Raw genomic sequence first — 25,919 nt, 5'->3', positions numbered from 1 at the left:
ACACTTCGTTTCGCTACTTGAAACAAAGTGTTTCCCGCCTTGAAACTTTTAGTTTCAAACAAGGTTGAAACTAATTACGAAATAGCTTTACTAATTTTACTCAATGGTGGAATCTGGAGGCTGCAATTTGATTTGATTCACGATGAAGAGTAGGTGAAGGGGCAGCTATTCACCTACAAACTGCTTGTTTATCGGCCATACAGAAGAAAAGTGAAGGAGCTGGAAGAATTGGACGTATTATAGAGAAAGAGCATTGAATGATTCAAAACTGTATAAATCTGAATTCTTCTTTTTTGTTGGTATCGTAAAAGATTACTATTCAGCAAACTTTTGTAACTTCGGTATGTTTTTCAGGAAAGTATTAAGATATAATATCTGGTAGATAAGTCATTAATATACCTCCAAACGTGGCGTCGATGCACGCATTTTGATTTCCGCATCCAACACGATTGAATGATTGGGAGATGCCGGATCTTTGATTTTCTCTAAAATAAGTTCGGCAGCTTTTTTCCCCATCTGGTACAAAGGCGGTTCTACTGTAGTCAATTTGGGATAGACTATGTTGGAAAGTTCGGTTCCTGAAAAACTGGCTACGGCGATTTCTTCGGGTATTTTTTTTCCAAGTTCTCTCAATCTGTTCATAGCTCCAATGGCCAATGTTTCCGTAAAAGCGAAAATAGCATTGAAAGGAATATTTCTTTCCACTAATATATCCGCAGCTTTTTTCCCTTCTTCAAAAGTCATACCGGTTTTTATCAGCATATTATTCTTATCAAAAGGAATCCCGAATTTAGCCAAAGCGTCTTTGTATCCTCTGACACGTTCTATGGAGTTGTAAATATCGTCCGGTCCCTGTATATGAACAATCTGTTTGCGTCCGCTTCGGATCAGACTTTCTACGAGAAAGAATGACTTCATATAATCGTCCACTATTACTTGCGGAACTTCAAGTCCATAGGGAATACGATCATAGAACACCATAGGCATTCCCGCTTGCTGTAAACGAGCATATTCCTCCTTATTCCTTTTATAACTGCAAAGACAGATGATGATGCCATCCACCATGAATCCTTCCATCAGTTGCAGGTTCTCTTTTTCTTTTTCCGGATCTCCTCCCGACTCTGCAATAATCACCTTTATATTTTTGGTGTGAAGCACTTCTTGTATTCCGTTTATTACTCGTGAAGCAAACGGAGTAACCATTTCAGGAACGATCACCCCCACGGTATTGGTATGTCCGTATTTAAGGTTGATTGCTACAGGGTTTGGTCTATATCCCAATCTTTTAGCTGCTTCTATCACCTTTTCTTTCGTTTCTTTACGGATATTCTTGTCATCCCCCAATGCACGAGATACAGTGGAGACGGATATTGACAAATGTCGAGCGATGTCTTTTATGGTTATATACTTCATGCTGAATGATTGTTTAAATCAAAGCAAAGATATTGATTTCAAACAATAAATCCTAATATTGGAGTAAAATACGAATCCCATTTGCCTTTGTGTAATGCTTTTGTAACGTTTGCAGATTTTGGGAACGTTCCCGCAATCGTTTGCAGGCAAAAGAGTTAGGAAAAAACTTTTTTTCAAGCTCTTGTTCTTTATCTTTGCTACATCAACGTGCGACAAGAGGTCTCACAAGTAATTGTTCAGCATCATGTCTGAACCTATTGTTCCGTCAATAGTAGCCTAAAGAGGCGTGCGTGACTGGTAACGGTCGGGTGCGGAGCCCTCTTGAGAACGACGTTCCAACCTAAACATCATAGGCGAAGAATGGCAAGGCTGACCGATAGGAGTAACGCAGGTGAATCGCTGCACCATCGTTACAAAGAATTGGCTTACGGATGTTTAGGAGCCATGCCAAAAGGCAAGCAGTCAGGATAGTACGTTGTTATGTCGTACTACACGGATGTTGCACTGCCGGTGGATGGGCGGACTCTAAGTCGGTCGTCAGTTACTTGTGCGAAACTTGGTAAGCCCGTATTTCTCCCATCAGCCAATAGCAAATGGGTAAGCCAATCGTAAGAGCGGCCGAACGGGGTGCGGGTAAAGGATTGTGGAGAAAGCGAATATCATGATGTAATGTTGTGGATAAGGGTTTCAACGTCACCCTACGCGAAAGCGGGCAGACTTCCACAGGGTAATTCTTTGTGAAACGAATTGTAGAACTTCAAGTATGGAGAAACAGCAAAGGAGCGAGGCGCAAGCCAAGTGTGCATCTTCAGCCGAACGCAAAACAGTGTGGAAAGGAATAGATTTCGCACGATGCGAGCGTAGGGTAAGGAAGCTACAAGTCCGAATAGCAAAGGCTCAGAAAGAAGGAAGATACAACAAGGTGACAGCCTTGCAACATCTTCTTGTCACCTCCTTTGAAGCCAAGGGATTGGCGGTAAAGAAAGTGACGTCCAATAAAGGAAAACGTACGGCAGGAGCGGACCATGTACTATGGGACACCGATGCCAAGAAAATAAACGCAGTGAGTTCTTTGAAACGGAGAGGGTACAAAGCCCTTCCACTGAAAAGGGTTAACATACCAAAGAAGAACGGAAAGATGAGACCGCTCGGGATTCCGACCATGAAGGACAGAGCCATGCAAGCTCTTTATCTGATGGCTCTAGAACCCATTGCGGAGACAACCGCTGATGCCAACTCTTATGGATTTAGAAAGTTCAGAAGTGCGGCAGATGCTATGGATGCCCTGCACAGATGGTTAAGCAAAGATTGCTCTCCCCAATGGATATTGGAGGGAGACATTAAAGGATGCTTCGACCACATCAGTCACCAATGGCTTCTCGATAACGTACGAATCGACAAGCACATCTTAGAGAAATGGCTGAAAAGTGGTGTCGTATTCAATAAGTTGCTACAACCCACCGTGGAGGGTACTCCGCAGGGTGGCATCATCTCACCGACACTTGCCAACATGACACTCGACGGCATGGAAAGAATGTTGAAAGAGAAGTATAAGGTGAGCTACATCGATGGAAAACTTTATCATCCGAAAGTGAATTGCGTGCGTTATGCTGATGATTTCATCATCACGGCAGACAAACGAGAAATACTGGAAGAGACAAAATGTATGTTGATTGAGTTTCTTGGGAAACGTGGTCTCACGCTATCCGAAGAAAAGACACTGATAACACACATCAGCGAGGGTTTTGACTTTTTAGGGTTCAATGTTCGGAAGTACAACGGCACATTGTTAATCAAACCATCCCCTAAGAGTCAGAAACGGTTCACAGAGAAACTGCACGAAGTCGTGTTCAAAAAGAACAAGGCTGTAGCACAGCAGAAGCTGATAGAAGACCTCAACCCTGTATTGAGGGGATGGGGAAACTACTACAGTAGTGTGGTATCGAAAACTACGTTTAGCAAGATAGACCATATATTAACCAACCAGTTAAAGCGGTGGTCCTATCGAAGGCATACGAACAAGTCGAGAGAATGGATAAAGAACAAATACTTTATCAAGGTCGGCAATCGGGACTGGATTTTCGGCTTCAAGTACAAAGATTGTGAAAAAGGTGCTATCTTTACACTTATGAAGCTGGCTGACATACCGATTAGACGACATGTAAAGGTGAAATGTGAAGCCAATCCATACGACCCGACTTGGGATGCCTACTTCTTGAAGCGGATGCAGAAACGCAACCGCTCACGTACGTCCCGAAAGGGAACTTTATCGGAAACAGTTGCCTGTAAAGGCGCGGATGAGCCGATTTAATTTTATGAGAATTAAATTTTGAATTATCGGAGCTGTATGCGGGGAAACTCGCACGTACAGTTCTTAATGGGGAATGCGGCGGTAACGCCGCAAACCTACATAACATGATGTCGAACTAAAGAAAAAGAACTATGAAAACACACCTCTTTTCTTATAAGTGCGGTCGAAAGCACATCAAAGTTTACCATCTATTTGAATTGGTAATAATTAAAGGATAAAAAACGGTCATGGACAAGAAAGTACGAAGTATAGAAATTTCGAAACGGGTTCCAATTGTGGGCAACTACGATGTAGTTGTCTGCGGTGGCGGACCAGCTGGTTTCATAGCGGCCATTGCGGCTGCTCGCAGTGGTGCGAAAACTGCTGTTGTGGAACAATATGGTTTTTTAGGTGGAATGGCTACAATGGGGCTTGTTACTCCTTTGAGTGTATTCACCTATAATAATGAAAAGGTGATAGGCGGTATTCCATGGGAGTTTATCGAACGGCTGGAGAAGATGGGAGGCTGTATCATTGAGAAACCTCTTGGCAATGTAGCTTTTGATCCGGAGCTTTACAAACTTTTATGCCAGCAAATGATGCTGGAAGCCGGTGTGGATATGTATATGCACTCTTACTTAAGCGGTTGCCAGGCAAAAGACGGCAAAATATCTTGTATCCTCTTTGAGAATAAGAATGGGACAGAAGCCATCAGTGCCGATATGTATATCGACTGCACTGGGGATGGTGACCTTGCCGCTATGGCGGGTGTTCCGATGCAAACTGATGAATGTAAACCGCTGCAACCTCTTTCCACCTATTTTATATTAGGAGGTGTGGATACAGATTCGCCCATGATAATTGATGCCATGCACCATAATAAACAAGGGCAGAATTGTCATTGCATTGCAGTTCGTGAGAAACTTTTAGCAATGAAAGAGGCACTTGGCATCCCCGAATTCGGAGGTCCTTGGTTTTGCACCACTCTTCGTCCGGGCGAAGTAACGGTTAATATGACCCGTACTGCAGGAAATGCCATTGATAATAGAAATTTTACCGCAGCGGAATGTCGCTTACGGGAAGATGTATTTAAAATAGCACGAATCTTTAAAGAGAACTTTGAAGAGTTTAAAAACAGTTATGTGACGACCGTCGCCGTACATGCCGGTATTCGTGAGACACGTCGTATCAAAGGTGTACATACCATTACAGCAGAAGAATATGTGAATGCTTATAAGTATCCTGATAGCATATCACGCGGCGCACATCCTATAGATATCCATGTGGCAGCAGGTGCGGAACAGAGCGTAACTTTCCTTAAAAAAGCGGCGTATGTACCTTATCGTGCTCTTATAGCTGAAGATTTCCCGAATCTGCTCGTAGCGGGACGCTGTATTAGTGCTGATAAGACTTCCTTTGCGTCACTTCGCGTTCAGGCAAGTTGTATGGGGGTAGGACAAGCCGCAGGAGTAGCAGCCGCACAATGTATAAAGGCAGGTGTGACCGTACAAAAGGCTGATATTCACAATCTCATAGAGGAATTGAAGAAACTTGGAGCAATTATATAAAGAAGAACCAGAATATGGAACAGTTAGATTATATTATTATTTTACTCTACTTTCTCGGACTGATTGCCGTGAGTGTTGTGATGTCCCGGAAAATTAAAAACTCCGAGGATATGTTTATTGCCGGACGAAATTCTTCGTGGTGGCTGTCGGGAGTCTCTTCCTACATGACTATCTTCTCGGCAAGTACCTTTGTCGTTTGGGGAGGCGTTGCTTATAAATCGGGACTTGTTGCGGTAGTTGTTGCACTTTGTCTTGGCGTAGCATCGTTTATTGTCGGTAAATGGATCTCGGGCAAATGGCGGGAGCTACGTATCAAATCGCCGGGAGAGTTCCTTACCATCCGGTTCGGACATCGCACGGTAAGTTTTTACACGATTTCAGGAATTATAGCCCGTGCGGTACATACGGCAGTGTCTCTGTATGCGGTAGCGGTTGTGATGTGTGCATTAATCAAAGTCGATGGTGGCAGTATTTTTGCAAGTACGGGTATGATGGGCGATTCACCGATGGGTTACCTAAGTATTTGGTGGGCGCTTCTTATTCTTGGTGCCATCGCTCTTGGATACACCATTGCCGGAGGATTTCTTGCGGTACTAATGACTGATGTAATTCAGTTCGGAGTACTTCTGGCCGTGGTTGTATTTATGATACCTCTTTCATTTAACGCAGTTGGAGGCGTAAGTGCATTTATTGATAAGGCCAGTGAGATACCGGGATTCTTCTCGGGCACATCTCCGACCTATACATGGGGGTGGCTTTTACTGTGGATATTTCTCAATGTGTCTATGATTGGCGGTGACTGGCCGTTTGTACAGCGATACATAAGCGTGCCTACTACAAGAGACGCAAAAAAGAGTACTTATTTAATCGGAATTCTTTATCTCGTCACTCCTCTTATCTGGTATCTTCCTACCATGATTTATCGTGTGATGGAACCCGGACTTGCGCTTGATTTGGATGCAACCACAATGACTTTCAACGGCGAACACGCTTATGTGAATATGAGCAAACTCGTGCTCATGAAAGGAATGGTCGGTATGATGTTGGCAGCGATGCTATCGGCCACATTGAGTAATGTTTCGGGCATTTTGAATGTATATGCCAATGTATATACCTATGATATTTGGGGACACAAAGAGAAAAACCGTCAGGCAGATGAGAAAAAACGTATCAAGGTAGGACGTCTCTTCACATTTGTCTTTGGGCTTGTGATTATCGCTTTGTCAATGCTCATCCCGTTTGCCGGAGGTGCCGAAAAGGTGGTAGTAACTCTTCTTACTATGGTGATGTGTCCTTTATATATTCCGTCGATATGGGGACTGTTCTCGAAGCGGCTGACAGGCAACCAACTTATTTCTGCAATGATTCTTACCTGGCTCGTTGGTATTATGGCTCGCGTCATAATTCCCGCCTCCGTTATTAGTCCAAGCCTTATAGAGTCAGTTGCCGGTTGTGTACTTCCTGTACTTATCCTTGCAATCATGGAAGTTTGGTCGGCACGTAAAAAGTATGAAGATAATGGTTATCAAGCCATTTGTGAATATACTGATCCTGAAGCCGATCGCGAACCGACATTAAAGGAGAAAAAAGCGGTATTAATCTATTCGCATTTGGCTGTTAACTGCTTCTGTATTACCATTGGTGTCGTTGCGCTCTTACTGATAGGTCTGCTTATTGCTGGCGATCCGAAGACTCTTGCGGTCAAAGGAATTGTGATAGGAAGTATCGTACTGATGATTGCCATGATACTTGCTTATGTGATATACAGAATTATATATGCAAGACGTCTGAAAATGTCTAGCTAGTCAATTATTAATAACCCTAAATACTAATCAAATGAATCTAAAGATGTTATTGTTTGCAAGTGTGTCGCTTGTGCTTTTTGCATCTTGTCATAACTCGGATGAACCGTATATGACACTCGCGACAAAGACACTTGATGTAGAAGCAGAAGGTGGGCTTTTCACTGTTGACCTTTCATCTAATGTCTATTACAGAGTCAATAACGATTGTCAGACTGATGGAAGCGATAGCCATTGGGCAGTTGTTGATTCGCATGAGACACAAGGTGAGATTACTAAGTTTACAATCAAAGTCTCTGAAAATTCATCGACTAGTTCACGTGTCGGTGCCATTCGTTTCATTGGCGATGATGTAACTCCTCTAAAGCTGGTTATTACCCAAAAAATGATTGTTCCGAAAGGTATCAGTCCTACCACAGAATCGATTGACGCAACTACAACAGAATCCTCATTCAAAGTCTTTGGCGATAAGGAGTGGAAGGCTGTGTGTACAGATGCGGATGTGACCGTTTCTCCTGCAAATGGGGTAGGCGAATGTGATATTAAACTTACTTTCCCGGAGAACAAGACATTTGCCAAACGGACAATTAAAGTAACGGTAACCATCCAGGATGATACAGACTATACCTATACTCTTGTACAAGATGCTTTCTCGGGTATTTTGGCTGATTGGGACTTGAAGAGTTTAACTGCCAACACAAGTGGAACATTTGCTGATGATGAGGCACAGTCTGTATTCCCGGGAACCAATGGCAAGTATCTTGCTCCGAGTGCCGGAAGTGGTAAGATTGAGTATTGGGCATGTGACCGGACAGGTTATGTAGCGCAGACTGCCGTATGCAGCCGTGCCGTGGGTGGTAATGGTGACCCGTATGTATCAGGAGCTATTCCCGGTGATTATTGGTATGTCTATGGGGATATGAAAGGTACGACCATTCCTGCCGGTACCAAGATACACTTCTATTTTGTGACCAAATTAGGAACGATGTGTTCCAACTACTGGATGATTGAGTTCAAGGATGGAGAAGAATGGAAACCGGCTCTTCCGACTTCGACTCTTCAGGAAAGTGCGACAGAGACACTGTCGGGTGCACCTATCAATTATTCGGCAACTATTACCTACAACTTTGCGGGAATGTTGCTCGATGAAAAAAACAATGGCGCATATATCCCTGCCGAAGGAATATTTACCACGACTAAGGATATGGATGAGATTGTGTTAAGATTCGGACAGGCAGGTCGTTTATGTCTTAGTGGTGCCAAATTCGCTGGAAAGTATATAGACTGTACACACGCAAGCGGCCAGACACGTTTTTCAGCGCAACATCCGAGTAACCCTGAAACAGGTGAGGCAATCAGAGAATATAACGAACATGTATTGCTTGAAATCGTAGAATAAATAGTATGAAAAAAAGTATATTAAGCCTGTTATTGGCATGTTTCCTGCAAATCAATCTGGCTTTTGCACAGAATGTAATGAAGGGTGTCGTTAGCGATGCCAATGGTCCTCTTGTCGGAGTGGTGATCCACGATAAAGACAATGCAAAAGGTACTACCTCCGATATGTCGGGAAAGTATGCGCTCAATGGCGCTGAATCAGGCCATACAATAGAATTCCGTTATCTTGGTTATGTGACCGAGACTGTGGTATGGGATGGTAAGAGTGTAGTAAATATAAAACTTAAAGAGGATGCTGTACAACTTGAAGAGACGGTTGTTATCGGCTATGGATCTGTAAAAAAGAAAGATCTTACAGGTGCGGTCGGTGTAATCAACAGTTCGCTTATCGAGAAACAGAGCACGTCTCAACTTTCACAATCTTTGCAAGGACTGATTCCGGGACTGACGGTTACCCGTTCGAGCAGTATGCCAGGAGCGAGTGCTACGGTTCAGGTGCGTGGTGTGACAACAATGTCTGATTCGAGTCCGCTTATCCTTGTCGATGGTATGATGGTCAGTAGCCTCGACAATATAGCAAGCGAAGACGTACAGCAGATTACTGTACTTAAAGATGCAGCTTCTGCATCTATCTATGGTGCCCGTGCTGCTGCCGGTGTTATCTTGATAACGACTAAGGAGGCAACCGAGGGACAACTTTCGATCGGTTATAACGGAGAGATTTCGTTGTCTTCTCCTACCGAATTTCCGAAATTCCTGACAGACCCTTATCACTACATGACAATGTACAATGAATGGTCGTGGAACGATGCCGGTAATCCTGCGGGAGGCGAGTTTGCCAACTATTCACAGGACTATATCGACAACTATGCTACCAACAACAGGTATGATCCCATTCAATATCCTATCTATGATTGGAAAGACGCTATTCTTTCGAATACCGCTATGCGCCATAAGCATAACTTGACCATGACGTATGGCAACAAGGTAATCAAGAGCCACACTTCCGCTACCTACGAAAATGCCGACGCTATCTATAAAGGTTCAAACCACGAAAGAATCTCTATCCGTTCGCGTAATAATCTCAAGATTAGTGATAAGCTCTCCGGTTCTATCGATTTCTCGGTACGTTATGCCACGAAAAATGACCCGACTTCCGGTAGTCCGATTCGTGCAGCTTATATGTATCCTTCCATTTATTTGGGACTTTATCCGGATGGCCGTGTTGGTCCCGGTAAAGACGGCAGTCTTAGCAATACGCTTGCCGCCTTATTGGAAGGCGGAGAGAAGAAGACCGTATCCAACACAATGACCGGTAAATTCTCGTTGAGCTATAAGCCCATAAAAGATTTGACCCTTACTGCCAATCTGACTCCTACCGTCGGAACTGTTTCGATCAAGGAGATGAAGAAAGCCATACCTGTTTACGATGCATACGAAACCGATGTTATGCTGGGATATGTTTCGGGATATACTTCCAATTCGTTAAGTGAAGAACGCCGTAACATCAAATCATTGGAGAAACAATTCATCGCTACATACGACAAGACCTTTAGCAAGGTACATAACTTCAATGCCATGGTCGGTTATGAAGATTATAGTTATACGTATGAAACGATGTCGGGATCGACCAACGATATGTCTTTGTCTTCTTTCCCTTATCTTGATTTGGCGAACAAGAATGCTCTTGCCGTAGCCGGCAATTCTTATCAGAATGCATACCGTTCATTTTTTGGCCGTGTCATGTATAATTACGACAGCCGTTACTACCTCCAGCTCAATGCTCGTGAAGACGGATCTTCACGTTTTCATAAGGATCACCGTTGGGGATTCTTCCCGTCCGCATCGGTGGGGTGGGTCATCTCTAACGAGAAGTTCATGCAAAACATAACCCCGATAAACTATCTGAAGTTCCGTGCCTCTATCGGTACGCTCGGTAACGAGCGGATTGGAAATTATCCTTATCAGACATACATTTCGTTCAATAATGCCATTATGTATGACAGTGCAGGTTCTACGCCCCAATCTTCGATGTCTGCCGCTCAACAGGATTATGCGTATGAGAATATCCATTGGGAGAAAACACAGAGCTGGGATATAGGTGTGGATGCCGCTTTCTTTAACAATCGTCTTGACTTTAGCGCAGACTATTATTATAAGAAGACAACAGATATGCTCTTGTCAGTGGCAATCCCGTCGTTTACAGGTTATTCGGCACCTGACAGGAATGTAGGTAAAATGCATACCCGCGGTTGGGAAGTGAAACTCGGCTGGTCTGACCGTATCGGAGATGTAAATTATGCGGTAAGTTTTAATATCTCTGATTACAAGTCTATAATAGATAATCTTAACGGCAAGCAGCAGTTTAACAGCGATGGTACCATTATTACTGAAGGTGCAGAATATAACTCCTGGTACGGATATAAAACTGCAGGTTTGTTCCAGACCGCAGAGGAAGTCAGTGAAAGCGCTCTGCTTTCGGCTTCTACCAAACCGGGTGATGTGAAATATGTAGATGTCAGCGGTCCGGACGGCACTCCTGATGGAATTATCAATGAGACATACGACCGCGTAGTGCTTGGCAGCTCATTGCCACACTATCTATATGGAGGTTCTATTAGTTTGGGCTGGAAAGGTCTCTCTTTCTCCCTACTCTTCAATGGTGTCGGGAAACAACTTTCACGCCTCACCGAAAGTATGATTCGCCCCATGCAGGGACAATGGCTTCCGGCTCCGTCGGTCCTTCTGAACGACAATGGCAGCCGTAATTATTGGAGTGTGTACAACACTGCAGAGCAGAACGCGGCAGCCAGCTATCCCCGTTTGAGCCATCAGGGCGGTGAATACAACAACTACAAAATGTCGGATTACTGGCTCAAGAGTAGTGCCTATATGCGTATAAAGAATATCAACGTTGGCTATACAGTTCCTAAAAAAATCGTCTCTAAAGTCGGAATCAAGGGACTTCGGGTGTACGTCAATATCGATGATCCATACTGCTTTGATAGTTATCTTTCGGGATGGGACCCTGAAGCAGGAGCTTCTACCTATATCACACGCACTTATACATTTGGAGTGGATATCAAATTCTAATGGAGTATGAAAAAATTACATAATATGAAAAAAATACATGTATTGATTTGCATGATAGCTCTTCTATCTGTAACTTCTTGTGTGAACCTCGATCTGAATCCTCCTTCAGCTGCATCCAGTGAAAACTGGTTCTCGTCACCGGAGGAAGTTCGAATCTCGTTGAACGATTTTTATCGCAGTACCTTCTTTGTTATAGAAGAAGGTTGGACGCTGGACCGTAATACGGATGACTGGGCGCAACGAACCAACATTTATACCATTGCGGCAGGTTCACTGAATGCGTCTTCTACAAGTAATCCTAACATCAAGACTGTTTGGAGTTACACGTATAAGAACATTAGTCGTGCCAACCGGATTTTGGAGGCACTCGACAAACTTGAAGGCAAATATTCCACCACTGAACTGAATACGCTTCGTGCCGAAGCCCGTTTTTTCAGAGCATTTGCTTATTCACGTTTGATTACTCTTTGGGGAGATGTTCCTTTCTACGTGACTTCGATTACTCCGGAGGAAGCATTTGAGATGGGGCGTACCGACAAAGCTGTCGTTCTGAAACAAATTTATGAAGATTATGACTATGCCGCAGAAAATTTGCCGGTCGCAAATAATAATAGCGGCGCCACCCGTGTAGACAAAGGAACGGCTTATGCTTACAAGGCTCGTACCGCTCTCTATCTGCACGACTACGGGACTGCCGCAAACGCTGCGCAAGACTGTATGGATCTGGAAGTATATGACTTGGCCCCTGATTATGGAGAACTTTTCCGCGACAAGACAAGAGGAAGCAAAGAAGTTATCTTCTCTGTTGCTCACTCAAGCGACCTTGAGTTGGATGAAAACGGTAAACCTACTACACAGGCTATCGGTTCCTTTATTGCCCGTTCGGCAGGCGGTACACATAATGCACAACCTTCGTGGGAACTTCTTGCTGTCTACGAAATGACGAATGGCAAGACGATTGATGAACCGGGCAGTGGCTTTGATCCTCACGATCCATTTGCCAACCGCGATCCCCGTTGCCTGGAAACATTTGCAGCTCCCGGCAGCCGTATCTATGGTATTGAGTGGAATCCTGCGCCAAACGCACTCGAAATAATGGACTATACGCAAAATCGTATGATTACAAATAAAGATTCCAAAGGCGGTTCGGATGCTTCCAACTGTGCTTACAATGGTTGTTGCCTGCGCAAAGGCGCGCAAGAATCATGGCGTACTACTTTGTATAACGACAACCCTGTTATTCTCATGCGTTATGCCGATGTCTTGTTGATGTATGCCGAAGCTAAGATTGAACTGGGGGAGATTGACGCTACTGTCCTTGCTTGCATCAACGATGTCCGTGCCCGTGCTTATGGCACCACCCGTACACAAACCAACGACTATCCGTCCATCACGACAACCGATCAGACGGCATTGCGCAAAGTGCTTCGCCGTGAGCGTCGTGTGGAGTTTGCATGGGAAAATCTGCGCTATTTCGATTTGCTTCGTTGGCATCAGTTTGAAAATGCTTTCGGACACAATATGTACGGATTTACCCGTACAGCTAACAGGGCAAAGGAATACTTTGCGGCAGGCAACTGGTTTTGGCCGGAGACTCCGACATTTGACAAAGACGGATTTCCTTCTTTTGAAGCGATGGCCGACGGAACCTATATCGTCCAGCATGGTGAACGTAAGTATGATGAGAAGATTTATTTATGGCCATTGCCAAGTGATGATGTATTGATAATGAATGGAAAACTTGTTCAAAATCCAGGGTACTAACTTTATTAAATAAATGATATTATGAGCATTGGAGAAATTTTATTGCGCAGTCGCTATCAACCATTGAAAAGGGTGTTGAGCTATGATGTATTCAACACCGGCTTTAACGGTTGGATGACATTGATGCCTAACTTTACGGAATATCCCGATTTTGATGTTCCCAAGACATTGGTCAATAAAGACCAGTGGCCACCGGTCATGCTTAGTTCCGCTACTTTCAGGTATCCGGGCACTCACGGAGCTATGTCCGGCACTTACTCTCTTAAACTTTCGACAAGACCTGTTGCCGCTCCTTATACGGAGATTCCGGCGGAAGGTTGTCTGGGACATGCCATTAAGCGGCTTTCGTTCTCTCGTCCGGGCTGCAAATATTTGCAGATAGAATGTTGGTTTACATACACGGCGGAGCAGGATGTGGTGGATGGCGGTGACCGTCCGCAACCGGGTTTGCATGAGAGTTCCATCCGCGATTTTGGTATGGGATTCGATGTACAGGAGGGTGGAAAACGTTACCATGTAGGAATTCGCTATCTCAATGCAGTAGATGGCAAATTAATGCAGAAGTGGCAGTATGAACATTCCAATGAAGACATAACCGACCGCGATTGGGCTTATGGACTTGACGGAGACTGGTGTAAGAGGGGAGTCGATCCCTGGTGGTTCGGCCGCCGTTATCCTAATGGCGACCACGATGGATTCAAGGATTTGAAAGATGGTCATCAGAAACTCATTTACAATGAGACCGACTGTAAACTCAATTGGCAATACATGCGTCTGAAACTTGACACAGAGCTTCGAGAATATGTAGAGTTCCAATGTCAGGACAAAATTTGGGATATGCGTGGCATTGCAGCCGATACCGTTGACGGATATGGACGTATCGACAATCTTATCAATCCTCTTTTCTGGGTGGGTACTGATACCAATCGTCGTGTATTCTTTTATATAGATTCTGTTGTTGTTTCACAAGAATAAAAGGAGGAATGTAATATATGAAAATGTTTAATGATTCCCATCTTGAGGTAAAGAAGTTCTTTAAAGGTACTTTCTTCACTCATCCTTACGAGGCTGGTTGGGCAGATGAGGCTATATTCTTTGTTATGGTTGAGAAAATAGAAGGAGATCCCGTATTCGAAGGTCGTGTACAACTATCGCAAGACGGTATACATTGGGCTGACGACGGTAGTGAGCCTGTAATCTTCAAAGGACTTGGCCAACATATTATAAAGGTAAATTCAAATTTTGGTAATTATATTCGTCTTGCCGTCAGCATTGAAGGCGGAGAGATGTTTTTAAATCTTCATATAGCATGCAAAGGTTAATATTTATACTTAGTCTGTTCATCCTTGCGATTGTAGGATGCAGCTCCAATGAGTCTCACTCATTTTTGATTCGTCCGGATGGAGGTGGGGAAGATGCTGCCACTGAAATAGAGGTAGGTAAAACGATTCCTGCCTGGCAGGAGGGTGTGATGGATATTCATTTCATCAATACGACTACCGGTGAAAGCATGTTTGTAATATTCCCGGATGGTACGCAAATGCTTATTGATGCCGCAAGTTCGAGTGTTACGACCAACTCTAATAGTAATACGACCAACACCGGTATCCGTAGTCGTTGGGATCCGACTCTGACTTCTACCCGTGGTTCGCAGATTATAACTGATTACATTCGTAAGTGTATGGTATGGACAGGTAACAGCACGATTGATTATGCCGTACTTACCCACTTCCATAATGACCACTTCGGCGGTTATACTTCTTCCTTGCCGAAATCTTCCAACTCCGACACTTATTCGTTGATAGGTTTTGCCGAGATTTTCGACAATTTCAAGATTGGTACGCTGCTTGATCGTGGCTATCCCGATTATAACTATCCGTTCAATATGGCGACAATGGCAGACAATGCTCCAAGTTGCAGCAACTATATCAATGCAGTGAAATGGCATGTCGCCAATCAAAAGTTCGATGCTGCGATATTCAAAGCAGGGGCGAATAATCAGATCGTTCAGAAGTATAATCCTGCAAAGTATCCTACTGCAAAGGTGCAAAACGTGGCAGTGAATGGAGAGATCTGGACAGGTTCGGGCACTACCACAAAGAAGACATTCCCTGAACTCTCGGAGATTACATACGAAAACAGTAAGAACATTACTTCCAGTGACAATTGTCCGCCGGAGAATATTACCAGTTGTGTGATGAAAGTTTCGTATGGCAACTTTGATTTCTTTGCCGGTGGTGACCTTCAGTATAACGGACGTTCGAGTCATGCGTGGAAAGATGCCGAACTGCCCTGTGCAAAAGCAGTGGGTCAGGTGGAACTATTGAAAGCTAACCATCACGGTGTAACCAACACCAATCAGGTAGATGCTCTGAAAGCACTCAATCCACAAACGATTGTTGTCAATTCGTGGGTAGATTGTCATCCCCGTACCGATATACTGAATTCGATGGAGACAACACTCCCTGCGTGTGACATGTTTATCACTAACTTCTGGCAAGGCGATCGCCCCAGCGGAGTAGACGACCGGGTTACGGCGGAAGAGGCTGCGAGAGTAAAGGGATATGATGGACATATTGTAGTTCGTGTGACCGATGGGGGAAACAAATACAGAGTTGTGACAATCACAGATTCTGACGGGGCAATGACTGTTAAGACTATTTCCGGTCCATATACAAGCAGATAATGAATACAAAATATTATGATGTAATAGTAGCAGGTGCAGGTCCTGCCGGGATATGTGCGGCTGTAGCCGCCGCCCGGCAAGGAGCACGTGTTGCTCTTATCGAAAGATACGGAGTCATCGGAGGTAACCTGACCGCCGGGTATGTCGGCCCTATTCTCGGTAGTGTAAGCAAGAACACGATGCGCGATGAGGTTTGTGCTATTCTTGGCATCGAAGACAATGACTGGATTGGCGAACATGGAAATGCTCACGATTTCGAAGAGGCAAAACTTACATTGGCAGAATTTGTCGCCAGGGAAAAGAACGTCGATGTCTTTTTGCAATGTTGCGTGTCGGATGTTATTCGTGACGGAAAGGTGGTAAAAGGCATTAAGTGTGCAAGTAACGAGGGGACGCTCTGTTTTGAAGCCGCGGTTACAATTGATTGTACCGGTGATGCCATAGTATCTTTTCTTGCCGGTGCAAAAATAGAAAAAGGACGTGCTGACGGACTCATGCAGCCTGTAACCCTTGAATACACCATTGATGGCGTAGATGAGTCGAAAGGAATTATCTGCATTGGAGATGTAGACAATGTTCAATTGAATGGCGAGTGTTTTCTTGATTGGTGTAAAAAGAAAGCCGATGAGGGCAAACTTCCCCGGATGCTTGCTGCCGTGCGTTTGCATCCGTCGGTCAGACCGGGTTGCCGTCAGGTAAATACGACACAAGTCAATAGAGTGGATATTACTTCGGTAAGCTCTATTTTCGCCGCCGATCTTGAACTTAGGCAACAGATACGCCTCCTGACTCAATTCTTGAAAGAAAATTTGCCGGGTTACGAAAACTGTAGAGTGATCGGAAGTGGTACAACAACCGGAGTGCGCGAAAGCCGCAGGGTGATGGGCGACTATGTGATCGATGCCGATGAAATGGCGGAAGGCTGCCGTTTTGCCGATGTGGTGGTACATAAAGCATTGTTCATTGTCGATATACATAATCCTGACGGAGCCGGACAGGCGGAACCAACCATCCAATATTGCAAACCATACGATTTGCCGTATCGTTGTTTTCTCCCGTTGGGCTTGGAAGGGCTTCTGGTGGCGGGACGGTGCATATCGGGTACTCACAGAGCTCACGCTTCATACCGCGTCATGAGTATTTGCATGGCGATGGGAGAGGCTGTTGGCATTGCCGCTGCCATGAGTGCGTCGCAGCATTGTACTCCGCGGGCTCTCGATGTAGGAGAGTTGCAGAAACGGCTTGAGTCGTTAGGCGTAGAGCTGTTCGATTAACGTAGAACATAATCATACTTTAAATTTATAGAGCATACTTATGAAAAAGATCTATTTGTCTGTCGTGTGCTTACTGATCTCTATTCCCCTTATCGCCCAGTTGTATGTAGAGCCGGAGAAAGAGGTAGAGTGCTCTGTCTTCCTGGCAAAGGAAGGACGTGGGCGGGCACAGCAAGGACTTGAAATATGGGATGATTACATATTCTCGTGCGAGGATGGAGGGCACGTGAATATCTATGATTTCAAAAGTGCCGATCCGAAACCTGTGGCAGGCTTTGAGTTGGCGTCCTCCCATCCGGACAACCATGTAAATAATGTATGCTTTGGCGTCGAGACAAAACGCGGAGCATCGTTTCCTCTCTTGTATATCACAAACGGGAAGGTAGGAAGCGAGTTGGAATGGTTGTGTTTTGTGGAGAGCATCACCCGTCGTGGAAAACGTTTTAGCAGCGAAATCGTACAGACAATTGAACTCGATGGCTCGAAGTGGGCGGAGAAAGGGTATGTCTCCATCTTTGGTGCGCCAAGCTGGCTGGTCGATCGGGAACGGGGATTTATATGGATATTCTCGGCGCGTAAACGTACTGTGGCGAAGGTGACAAAGCATGCATGGGAAAACCAGTATGTCGCCACCAAATTCCGCATACCGTCGTTGAGTGAGGGGGCAAAGGTGCGCCTCGACGAAAATGACATTCTCGATCAGGTGGTGTTCCCCTATGAGGTATGGTTCACACAAGCGGGCTGTATGCATGATGGTAAAATCTATTTCTGCTTCGGAGTTGGGAAACAGGATGACAGCCGCCCTTCCTGCATCCGGGTGTACGATACGGATAGGCGGACGATTACTGCCCGATACAATGTGCAGGAACAGGTTATTTACGAACCGGAAGATATTGTGGTTAAAGACGGGGTTATGTATGTCAATACCAATACGAATGCGAAAAAGACGTCTGATCTTCCTTGCATATTCAAACTCTCTCTTCCGAAAGAAAAGCCGGTGACCGAAAATCCTCTCGACGAGATACGCAGGGATCCGGAACGTGCGGGCGGCGTGTATTATGTGACCGATCTTTCACATCCGGTTACGCCGGCGCCCAAAGGATATACGCCTTTCTATATAAACGGCTATTTCCGTCATGGAGCGCGTCAGATAGACGATGAGGTGACTTATCCTGCCATATACGGCGTATTGGAGAAAGCTCATGCCACAAACAACCTTACCGATTTTGGGAAAGCCCTGTACGAACGTCTTGAACCGTTCAAGAAGAATGTGTTTTACAAAGAAGGCGATCTGACACAAATCGGTTATCGTCAGACAAGGGAGATAGGCCGGAGGATGGTACAAAACTATCCGGAAGTATTTGAAGGACATCCCTATTTGAAGACTAACGCAACGAATGTGCTTCGGGTGGCAGCCACCATGCAATCTGTAAATTCGGGCATTTTGTCGCTGCGTCCCGGGCTTGAATGGGCGGAGATAGACAACTCCCGTTCGTTCCTTACCACACTGAATCCCTACGGTAACGTATGTCCCGACAGGAGTCCGCTTGATAAGTATATACTCGGCAAAGAAAACAGTTGGTATAAAAAATATCGTTCATATATAGATGAAAAGTTGAATGTGGATGCTTTTTTTACAAGACTGTTTATAGACGTAACACAAGTAGAAAGTGAGTATGACAAGTACGACCTGATTCATCGTTTCTGGTTAATGGCGTCGCTGATGCAATGCCTCGACCGCCAAGTGCCTATATGGGATATCTTTACAGAAGAGGAAATATTGGCTTGGGCGGAAATCGAGAACTATAAGTATTTTGCGCAGAAAGGTCCTGAACCGGTATCTCACGGGCGTAGTTGGGGACTTGCGTCCCGCACGTTACGCCATTTGTTAGACGAATCTGCCGAAGATCTGGTTCGTAAGCGTCATGGCATCAATCTCAACTTCGGCCACGATGGCGTTCTGATGGCCATCTTGACTAATCTGCAAGCCGGAACGTGGGCGCGGGAGGCTGGTAATTCCAAAGAAGCGTTGCGGAGTTGGAAGTACTGGGATATTCCGATGGGTGCGAACCTTCAGATGATCTTTTACCAATCAGAAGGCAATCCGGACGTTTTAGTTAAGTTTATGCTGAATGAAAAAGACCTCCGGTTGCCGTTGGAAGCGGTTGAAGCATCTTATTACAAATGGAATGAGGTTTATAAATTCTATATAGAACATTGCGACAAGGTGGAAAAATCACTTGCCGAAACATTGAAATTATCGTATGAAGACTTTTAATTATAATCGTGCTGAAATAAAGGCCGGAATAGTACATTTCGGCGTTGGAAACTTCCATCGTGCACATCTCGAAGCTTACACAAATCTATTACTTGAAGATCCTTCACAAAGATGCTGGGGGGTATTCGGAGCCATGATTATGCCTACGGACGGGGTCTTGTTCAACGCCCTCAAGAAAGACGACGGCATATATCAGTTGACGACATGCAGCCCTTCCGGCGAACAGGATAGTATGCTGATTGGTTCGCTTGTAGAACTGGCATGGGGGGAAATAGATAGTGAGCCTATCATCGCTAAAATAGCATCGGAGGAGATAAAAATCATCTCTCTCACCATTACCGAAGGGGGATATAAGGTTGATTTTAACCAATCGCGCAGTGTGTTTTGGTATGTAGCCGAAGGACTTAAACGCCGGATGGAGAAAGATTTGCCGATTACGATTCTTTCGTGTGACAACATGCAGATGAACGGCAATGCCGCCAAATGTGCGTTTATGTCATACTTCGAAGCGAAATATCCCGAGGTGGCAGCGTGGGCGAAAAAGAAAGTGACGTTCCCGAATTCGATGGTGGATCGAATCACTCCCGTAACAAAACCGGGTAAGGTTACAGATGTGTGTTGTGAAGACTTTATACAATGGGTGATTGAAGATAATTTCATTGCAGGCCGTCCTGCATGGGAGAAGGTGGGAGTTACATTCACCCATGATGTGACCCCGTATGAAATCATGAAATTAAGTCTTCTCAATGCGTCACATACTCTTCTTTCTTATCCTGCCTATATGGAAGGATTCAGGAAGGTCGATGCTGTAATGGCAGACGAGAGGTATCGTGCAATGATAAAGCTGTTTATGAACAGGGACGTTACTCCTTATGTTCCGGTTCCCGAAGGCGTTGACCTTGAAGCGTATAAAGACCAGCTTATCGAACGATTTTCAAACAAGGCGATCAGCGATCAGGTATCACGGCTTTGCGGCGATGGCATTGCTAAGTTTGCGGTTTATGTGGTACCCATACTCAAACAGATGTTGCAGGATGGGAAGGATATTTCGATAGAGGCTTTCCTGATAGCTGTTTATTGCAAATACCTGATAGGTGCGCGCACCGAGTCCGGTGAAAATATAGCTATCTCCGAACCTCACATCACCCCGGCGGACAGGAAGTTGATTTCGGGAGGATCGCCGGCCGAGTTCTTGAAGATATCACCTTTTGTGTCATTGGGACTGGACAAATACCCTGTGTTTATGGAAAAGTATGAGCAGTTTTATGCTATGCAGGTAGCAGAAGGGTTGAAGGTCTTATTACAGTAAACAACTAAAAAATACAAGGCAATGAAGAAGTTTTTCATAACGGTTGTTCTGTCGTTTTCGTGCGTATTGTCGGTTTCGGCACAAAAACAGACGGAGGCGTCAACGCTTAACCTGATAGGTAAGCCGTTTGAATCGACTCCCAATCCGTATCATAGAGTCGATACATTGGTTTATAAAGGTTTTAACAGGACGGAGAATCGACAACTCCGTTGTTCTGCCGGTATGGCTGTGTTGTTTAAAACGAACACGCGTAATATACAGATTACGACAAAGTGGGGATATGTATATTCGAGCCATTCAACCATGCCGATCTCTTATAAAGGATATGATCTTTATATCAAAAATGCAAACGGTCAATGGCAGTATGCGGCAAGCGGTTCATTGAAAGCGTATAAGGGCGAGAAAACCGAGACATTCACGCTCATTGAGAATATGGATGGTACGATGCACGAATGTATGATGTATATGCCGATGTATTCGGAGGTCATTTCTTGTAAGATAGGGATAGATGACGATGCTGTTATCGAACCGTTGAAGTCCGATTTTCGTCACAGGATAGCGGTATATGGCTCTTCGTTTACGCAGGGAGTGAGCACGGATCGATCCGGTATGAGTTATCCCATGCAATTTATGCGTAATACGGGTCTTCAAGTCGTGTCGCTCGCAACAAGCGGACGTTGCCTGATGCAGCCTTACATGCTCGACGTTCTTGCGGAAGTCAAGGCTGATGCCTTTATATTCGATACATTTTCAAATCCTGACGCAGAACTGATAAGAGAGCGCCTGATGCCGTTTATCGATCGGCTTATAGCGGCACATCCGGCTACTCCGTTGATATTTCAGCGTACGATCTATCGTGAACGACGTTCATTTGATACAGTTCTTGATGCGAAAGAACGGGCTAAGGCGGCAACCGTAGAGGAGTTGTTTGCAAAAATCCGCACGAACCCGAAATATAAAGACGTTTATCTGATTACGCCTGATGCTTCCGATGCGCATGAGACATCGGTCGACGGAACTCATCCAAGTAGTTATGGATATGCACTTTGGGCGAAGTCGATAGAGACTCCGGTAATAGAAATTTTAAGTAAATATGGTATAAAATGAGACAAGCGGTATTAGTAGAACCAAAACATATTGAATTTCGTGAGGTTGAGGCGCCTAAGGCGTCGGACCTGAAAGAACATCAGGTACTTCTGAATATTAAGAGAATTGGTATTTGTGGAAGTGAGATACATTCTTATCACGGATGTCATCCGGCAACTTTCTATCCGGTAGTTCAGGGGCATGAATATTCGGCAGTGGTAGTCGCTACGGGGGCGGCGGTTACGATCTGCAAGGCGGGTGACGTTGTCACCGCACGTCCGCAACTCGCGTGTGGGAAGTGCAAGCCTTGTCAGCGGGGAGAGTATAATATTTGTGAAGAGCTAAGAGTGCAGGCTTTTCAGGCAAATGGAGCTGCGCAAGACTTTTTTGTGGTTGATGATGACAGGGTTGCGGTGTTGCCTGAAGGTATGTCACTTGATTATGGGGCTATGATAGAACCGGTGGCAGTAGCTGCGCATGCAACCATGCGTGGCGGGGACTTGAAAGGTAAGAATGTGGTTGTATCGGGTGCCGGAACAATCGGTAACCTCGTGGCGCAGTTCGCTAAGGCAAGAGGAGCCAAACGGGTTCTTATTACCGATGTGAGTGATTTCAGACTTGAAATCGCTCGTAAATGTGGCATAATAGATACGCTCAATGTAGCTAAGACGCCGCTCAAAGAAGGAGCGAAGAGGCTTTTCGGGGATGAAGATTTTCAAGCTGCGTTTGAGGTTGCCGGAGTTGAGTCGAGTATTCGTTCGCTTATGGAGTGTATTGAAAAAGGGAGTACCATCGTTGTAGTGGCGGTATTTGGCAAGGATCCGTCGCTTAATATGTTCTATTTGGGAGAGCACGAACTGAAGGTGAACGGAACGATGATGTATCGCCATGAAGATTATCTTACGGCTATCGATCAGGTAAGTTCGGGAGCTATCCGTCTCGAACCGCTTATTTCGAATCATTTCCCGTTCGAGCAGTATGACGAGGCATATAAATTTATAGACGAGCATAGTGCAACATCCATGAAAATAATTATTAAACTATAAAACCATGAAAATAATAGGTATAGGAGAAGTTGTTTGGGATTGCTTCCCGGAAGGTAAGAGACTTGGCGGAGCGCCTATCAATTTCTGTTTTTTTGCAAAGGAGTTGGGAGCAGAATCATATCCCGTTACGGCAATAGGTGAGGACGAACTCGGCGATGAAACGTTTACAGTGCTTAAAGAGACCGGACTTGATTTAGGATATATTTCCCGTAATATTTTGCCGACAGGTAAAGTGCTTGTGTCGTTGAATGAGGCCGGTGTACCGCAATATGAGATTGTTGAGAATGTTGCTTGGGATGCTATCGAGTGTAGTCCTGCGACCATGAAACTTGTCAGCGATGCAGATGCTGTTTGTTGGGGCTCTTTGGCACAACGAAGTGAAAAGTCACGTGCTGCAATCTTGAGACTCATAGATGCCGTGCCGGATACCTCTTTGAAGGTGTTTGATATTAATATCAGGCAACATTTTTATTCGACAGACTTGATTGTGGAGTCCTTGCAAAAGGCAAATGTCCTCAAATTGAATGAAGACGAATTGCCGTTATTGATCTCTCTTCTTTCCCTTTCGACTGATTTTGTGGAAGCTATCGCAGAACTCATTGCTCGTTTTTCGCTCAAGTATGTTATATTCACACAAGGGGCAGTACGTAGTGGCATATATGATGCAAGTGGGGAAGTGTCATCCATAAACACACCTAAAGTCGAGGTGGCCGATACTGTAGGTGCAGGCGACTCGTTTACTGCTACCTTTGTTGTGAATATACTTAGAGGGGCGTCGGTCGCTGAATCACACCGCAAAGCGGTAGATGTATCGGCATATACTTGTACACAAAGGGGGGCTATTAATCCGTTGCCGGATAGTAAAAAGTAATCTCTTTTGATTGCATTTTATAGATAACTCCAGTTAAATAGTTATTTTTGCAGAAATAACTGATTTTTACGAAATAAAGGAACCCATGTTGAAAATATTAGTAACCTACGCCGTACAAGGCGAATTTGTAGAACTTAAATGGCCGGATATAGAACCTTACTACGTTCGTACAGGTATTGGTAAAGTTAAATCAGCCTTTCATTTGGCAGAGGCAATCCGTCAGGTACAACCGGACTTGGTGCTCAATATCGGAAGTGCTGGAACAGTCAATCATCAGGTAGGAGATATTTTTGTATGTCGCAAGTTCATAGACCGTGATATGCAGAAAATGAAAGAGTTCGGATTGGAGTGTGAGATCGATTCATCAGCTTTGCTCGAAGAAAAAGGTTATTGCACGCATTGGACAGAAGATGGGATCTGTAATACGGGAGATGGCTTTCTCACCGAGTTGACTCACGTTAGCGGAGATGTTGTAGATATGGAAGCATACGCACAGGCATTTGTCTGCCGTTCAAAAGAAATCCCGTTTATTTCCGTGAAATACGTGACTGACATAATTGGTCAGAACTCCGTGAAACATTGGGAAGATAAACTTGCCGATGCACGGCAGGGACTATCACACTATTTCAATGTCTTGAAAGAAAGAATATGATAAGTGACTCCTGCGGCTATCAATCCCAGGAGAATCTTTACCCATATAAAAGGAATCAGGAAGAAAATGCAATAAAGCATCGTTCCCCACATTAATACGAGAGAAATTATTTTGGCACGGAGAGGAATCGCCTTGTTTTCGCGGAAATTGCGGATATAAGGACCGAAGTGCCGATGATTGAGCAGCCAGTTATATAATCGGGGTGACCCTTTGAAATAAAGGGCGGCGGTGAGTAATAGAAAAGGGGTAGTGGGCAGTAGCGGCAGAAAGATGCCGAGAATACCGAGCGCAAGGGAAATACTACCTAAAACAATATATAGAGTTTTCATGCGGCAAAGATAGTGCAAAAAAAGGGAAAAAATAACACTCTTTGCTGGATGAAAACTCTATTTTATATTACCTTTGCCGTTGCATCGAGGTGACATTAGATGCGTGTAACTATTAAAATACATACACTCATGTTTACAGTAATCAAACGCATGGAGATCTCGGCTTCTCATAAGCTGGTACTCCCGTATCGCAGTAAATGCGCCAGTTTACACGGTCACAACTGGATTATCACCGTCTATTGCCGTTCCGCGCGGCTCAACTCCGAAGGAATGGTGGTAGATTTCACCCGCATCAAAGAAGTAGTCACGGAGAAACTCGACCATCAAAATCTGAACGAAGTACTCCCATTTAATCCCACAGCGGAGAATATCGCCCGGTGGGTATGCAAACAGATTCCTCAATGCTATAAAGTAGAAGTGCAGGAATCGGAAGGAAACATTGTCATCTACGAGAAAGATTCCGGCAGTACAGAAGGACAAGAATAGCAAACCAAACAAATTTTGATGATGAGAAAGATTAATGAAATCTTTTACAGCTTGCAGGGCGAAGGCTACCATACCGGAACTCCGGCCATCTTCGTCCGTTTTTCCGGCTGCAACCTGAAATGTGACTTTTGCGACACACAACACGAAGAAGGAAAAATGATGACCGACGATGAAATTATCGCCGAAGTGAAAAAATATCCTGCCGTCACTGTTGTCCTTACGGGCGGCGAACCTTCCTTATGGATAGACGATGAATTGATCGACCGTTTGCACCAAGCAGGCAAATATGTGACTATCGAAACCAACGGTACACGCCCCCTGCCGGCAGCTATCGACTGGGTGACCTGTTCTCCCAAACAAGGGGCGAAACTTGCCATCGACCGGATGGATGAAGTGAAAGTGGTCTATGAAGGACAAGATATAAGTATTTTTGAACTACTTCCGGCCGAACATTTTTTCCTCCAGCCTTGTTCTTGTAATAACACTGCTTCAACAGTGGACTGTGTAATGCGACATCCCAAATGGAGACTCAGCCTGCAAACACACAAATTAATCGACATCCGTTGAACGAAAT

20 protein-coding genes are annotated in these 25,919 nt (G+C 44.7%); 18 read left to right on the top strand and 2 right to left on the bottom strand.

What is annotated here, in order from left to right:
• Nucleotides 1-390: 390 nt before the first annotated feature.
• On the bottom strand, nucleotides 391-1,413 hold the full coding sequence (locus HMPREF9009_RS21900; protein ID WP_004313409.1) for a LacI family DNA-binding transcriptional regulator: 1,023 nt from the start codon (nucleotides 1,411-1,413) through the stop codon (nucleotides 391-393).
• 763 nt (nucleotides 1,414-2,176) lie between these two features.
• Here HMPREF9009_RS21900 and ltrA point away from each other — a divergent pair.
• The 16 genes from ltrA to HMPREF9009_RS21820 all read left to right on the top strand — a co-directional run bounded on the left by ltrA (nucleotide 2,177) and on the right by HMPREF9009_RS21820 (nucleotide 24,530).
• Complete coding sequence (gene ltrA / locus HMPREF9009_RS21895; RefSeq protein WP_083444141.1) at nucleotides 2,177-3,724, top strand: group II intron reverse transcriptase/maturase; 1,548 nt, start codon at nucleotides 2,177-2,179, stop codon at nucleotides 3,722-3,724.
• Nucleotides 3,725-3,951: 227 nt separating this feature from the next.
• Nucleotides 3,952-5,271 carry an FAD-dependent oxidoreductase gene (locus HMPREF9009_RS21890; protein WP_008775552.1) on the top strand — a complete coding sequence of 440 codons (1,320 nt, stop codon included), beginning with the start codon at nucleotides 3,952-3,954 and terminating at the stop codon, nucleotides 5,269-5,271.
• Between the two features lie 14 nt (nucleotides 5,272-5,285).
• Entirely contained in the window at nucleotides 5,286-7,076 is a 1,791-nt protein-coding gene (locus HMPREF9009_RS21885) for a sodium:solute symporter family protein (protein WP_004313407.1), read from the top strand.
• A gap of 31 nt (nucleotides 7,077-7,107) precedes the next feature.
• Nucleotides 7,108-8,472, top strand: a complete 1,365-nt coding sequence (locus HMPREF9009_RS21880) for a BACON domain-containing protein (protein ID WP_049703263.1) — start codon at nucleotides 7,108-7,110, stop codon at nucleotides 8,470-8,472.
• 5 nt (nucleotides 8,473-8,477) lie between these two features.
• Nucleotides 8,478-11,564 (top strand): SusC/RagA family TonB-linked outer membrane protein, encoded by a 3,087-nt coding sequence (locus tag HMPREF9009_RS21875; protein WP_004304773.1) that lies wholly within the window; start codon nucleotides 8,478-8,480, stop codon nucleotides 11,562-11,564.
• Between the two features lie 24 nt (nucleotides 11,565-11,588).
• On the top strand, nucleotides 11,589-13,328 hold the full coding sequence (locus HMPREF9009_RS21870) for a RagB/SusD family nutrient uptake outer membrane protein (protein ID WP_049703262.1): 1,740 nt from the start codon (nucleotides 11,589-11,591) through the stop codon (nucleotides 13,326-13,328).
• Nucleotides 13,329-13,349: 21 nt separating this feature from the next.
• Nucleotides 13,350-14,303 (top strand): DUF6772 family protein, encoded by a 954-nt coding sequence (locus tag HMPREF9009_RS21865; RefSeq protein WP_004304775.1) that lies wholly within the window; start codon nucleotides 13,350-13,352, stop codon nucleotides 14,301-14,303.
• Between the two features lie 17 nt (nucleotides 14,304-14,320).
• Nucleotides 14,321-14,650, top strand: a complete 330-nt coding sequence (locus HMPREF9009_RS21860; RefSeq protein WP_004304776.1) for a hypothetical protein — start codon at nucleotides 14,321-14,323, stop codon at nucleotides 14,648-14,650.
• Nucleotides 14,638-16,014: a ComEC/Rec2 family competence protein gene (locus HMPREF9009_RS21855; protein ID WP_008021044.1), complete on the top strand. Its 1,377-nt coding sequence runs from the start codon at nucleotides 14,638-14,640 to the stop codon at nucleotides 16,012-16,014. The genes HMPREF9009_RS21860 and HMPREF9009_RS21855 overlap by 13 nt, the downstream gene beginning before the upstream one ends.
• Nucleotides 16,014-17,288 carry an FAD-dependent oxidoreductase gene (locus tag HMPREF9009_RS21850; protein ID WP_049703261.1) on the top strand — a complete coding sequence of 425 codons (1,275 nt, stop codon included), beginning with the start codon at nucleotides 16,014-16,016 and terminating at the stop codon, nucleotides 17,286-17,288. Before HMPREF9009_RS21855 ends, HMPREF9009_RS21850 begins: the two co-directional genes overlap by 1 nt.
• A 40-nt stretch (nucleotides 17,289-17,328) precedes the next feature.
• The gene (locus HMPREF9009_RS21845; RefSeq protein WP_049703260.1) at nucleotides 17,329-19,566 is read left to right on the top strand and encodes a histidine phosphatase family protein; all 2,238 of its coding nucleotides are present in this window, start codon (nucleotides 17,329-17,331) and stop codon (nucleotides 19,564-19,566) included.
• Nucleotides 19,553-20,875: a mannitol dehydrogenase family protein gene (locus HMPREF9009_RS21840; protein WP_004308303.1), complete on the top strand. Its 1,323-nt coding sequence runs from the start codon at nucleotides 19,553-19,555 to the stop codon at nucleotides 20,873-20,875. The genes HMPREF9009_RS21845 and HMPREF9009_RS21840 overlap by 14 nt, the downstream gene beginning before the upstream one ends.
• Before the next feature lie 21 nt (nucleotides 20,876-20,896).
• Nucleotides 20,897-21,982: an SGNH/GDSL hydrolase family protein gene (locus HMPREF9009_RS21835; protein WP_049703259.1), complete on the top strand. Its 1,086-nt coding sequence runs from the start codon at nucleotides 20,897-20,899 to the stop codon at nucleotides 21,980-21,982.
• Entirely contained in the window at nucleotides 21,979-23,007 is a 1,029-nt protein-coding gene (locus HMPREF9009_RS21830; RefSeq protein WP_008016966.1) for a zinc-dependent alcohol dehydrogenase, read from the top strand. Before HMPREF9009_RS21835 ends, HMPREF9009_RS21830 begins: the two co-directional genes overlap by 4 nt.
• A 4-nt stretch (nucleotides 23,008-23,011) precedes the next feature.
• Entirely contained in the window at nucleotides 23,012-23,878 is an 867-nt protein-coding gene (locus HMPREF9009_RS21825; RefSeq protein ID WP_049703258.1) for a carbohydrate kinase family protein, read from the top strand.
• An 85-nt stretch (nucleotides 23,879-23,963) separates the two neighbouring features.
• Nucleotides 23,964-24,530, top strand: a complete 567-nt coding sequence (locus tag HMPREF9009_RS21820; protein WP_004308299.1) for a 5'-methylthioadenosine/S-adenosylhomocysteine nucleosidase family protein — start codon at nucleotides 23,964-23,966, stop codon at nucleotides 24,528-24,530.
• Here HMPREF9009_RS21820 and HMPREF9009_RS21815 read toward each other — a convergent pair.
• Nucleotides 24,500-24,859, bottom strand: coding sequence for a YbaN family protein (locus tag HMPREF9009_RS21815; RefSeq protein ID WP_004304786.1), 360 nt, complete (start codon nucleotides 24,857-24,859; stop codon nucleotides 24,500-24,502). The two genes, HMPREF9009_RS21820 and HMPREF9009_RS21815, sit on opposite strands and share 31 nt — an antisense overlap.
• 129 nt (nucleotides 24,860-24,988) lie before the next feature.
• Here HMPREF9009_RS21815 and HMPREF9009_RS21810 point away from each other — a divergent pair, with 129 nt between their 5' ends.
• Nucleotides 24,989-25,345, top strand: coding sequence for a 6-pyruvoyl trahydropterin synthase family protein (locus tag HMPREF9009_RS21810; protein WP_032852905.1), 357 nt, complete (start codon nucleotides 24,989-24,991; stop codon nucleotides 25,343-25,345).
• Nucleotides 25,346-25,366: 21 nt separating this feature from the next.
• Complete coding sequence (locus HMPREF9009_RS21805; protein WP_004320698.1) at nucleotides 25,367-25,912, top strand: 7-carboxy-7-deazaguanine synthase QueE; 546 nt, start codon at nucleotides 25,367-25,369, stop codon at nucleotides 25,910-25,912.
• The last annotated feature ends 7 nt before the right edge of the window (nucleotides 25,913-25,919 follow it).

Source organism: Bacteroides sp. 3_1_13, from assembly GCF_001185845.1.
In the GTDB taxonomy this organism is placed as follows: domain Bacteria; phylum Bacteroidota; class Bacteroidia; order Bacteroidales; family Bacteroidaceae; genus Bacteroides; species Bacteroides xylanisolvens.
The sequence above is the reverse complement of the archived record's forward strand: the minus strand, read 5'-3'. Positions and strand labels throughout refer to the sequence as shown.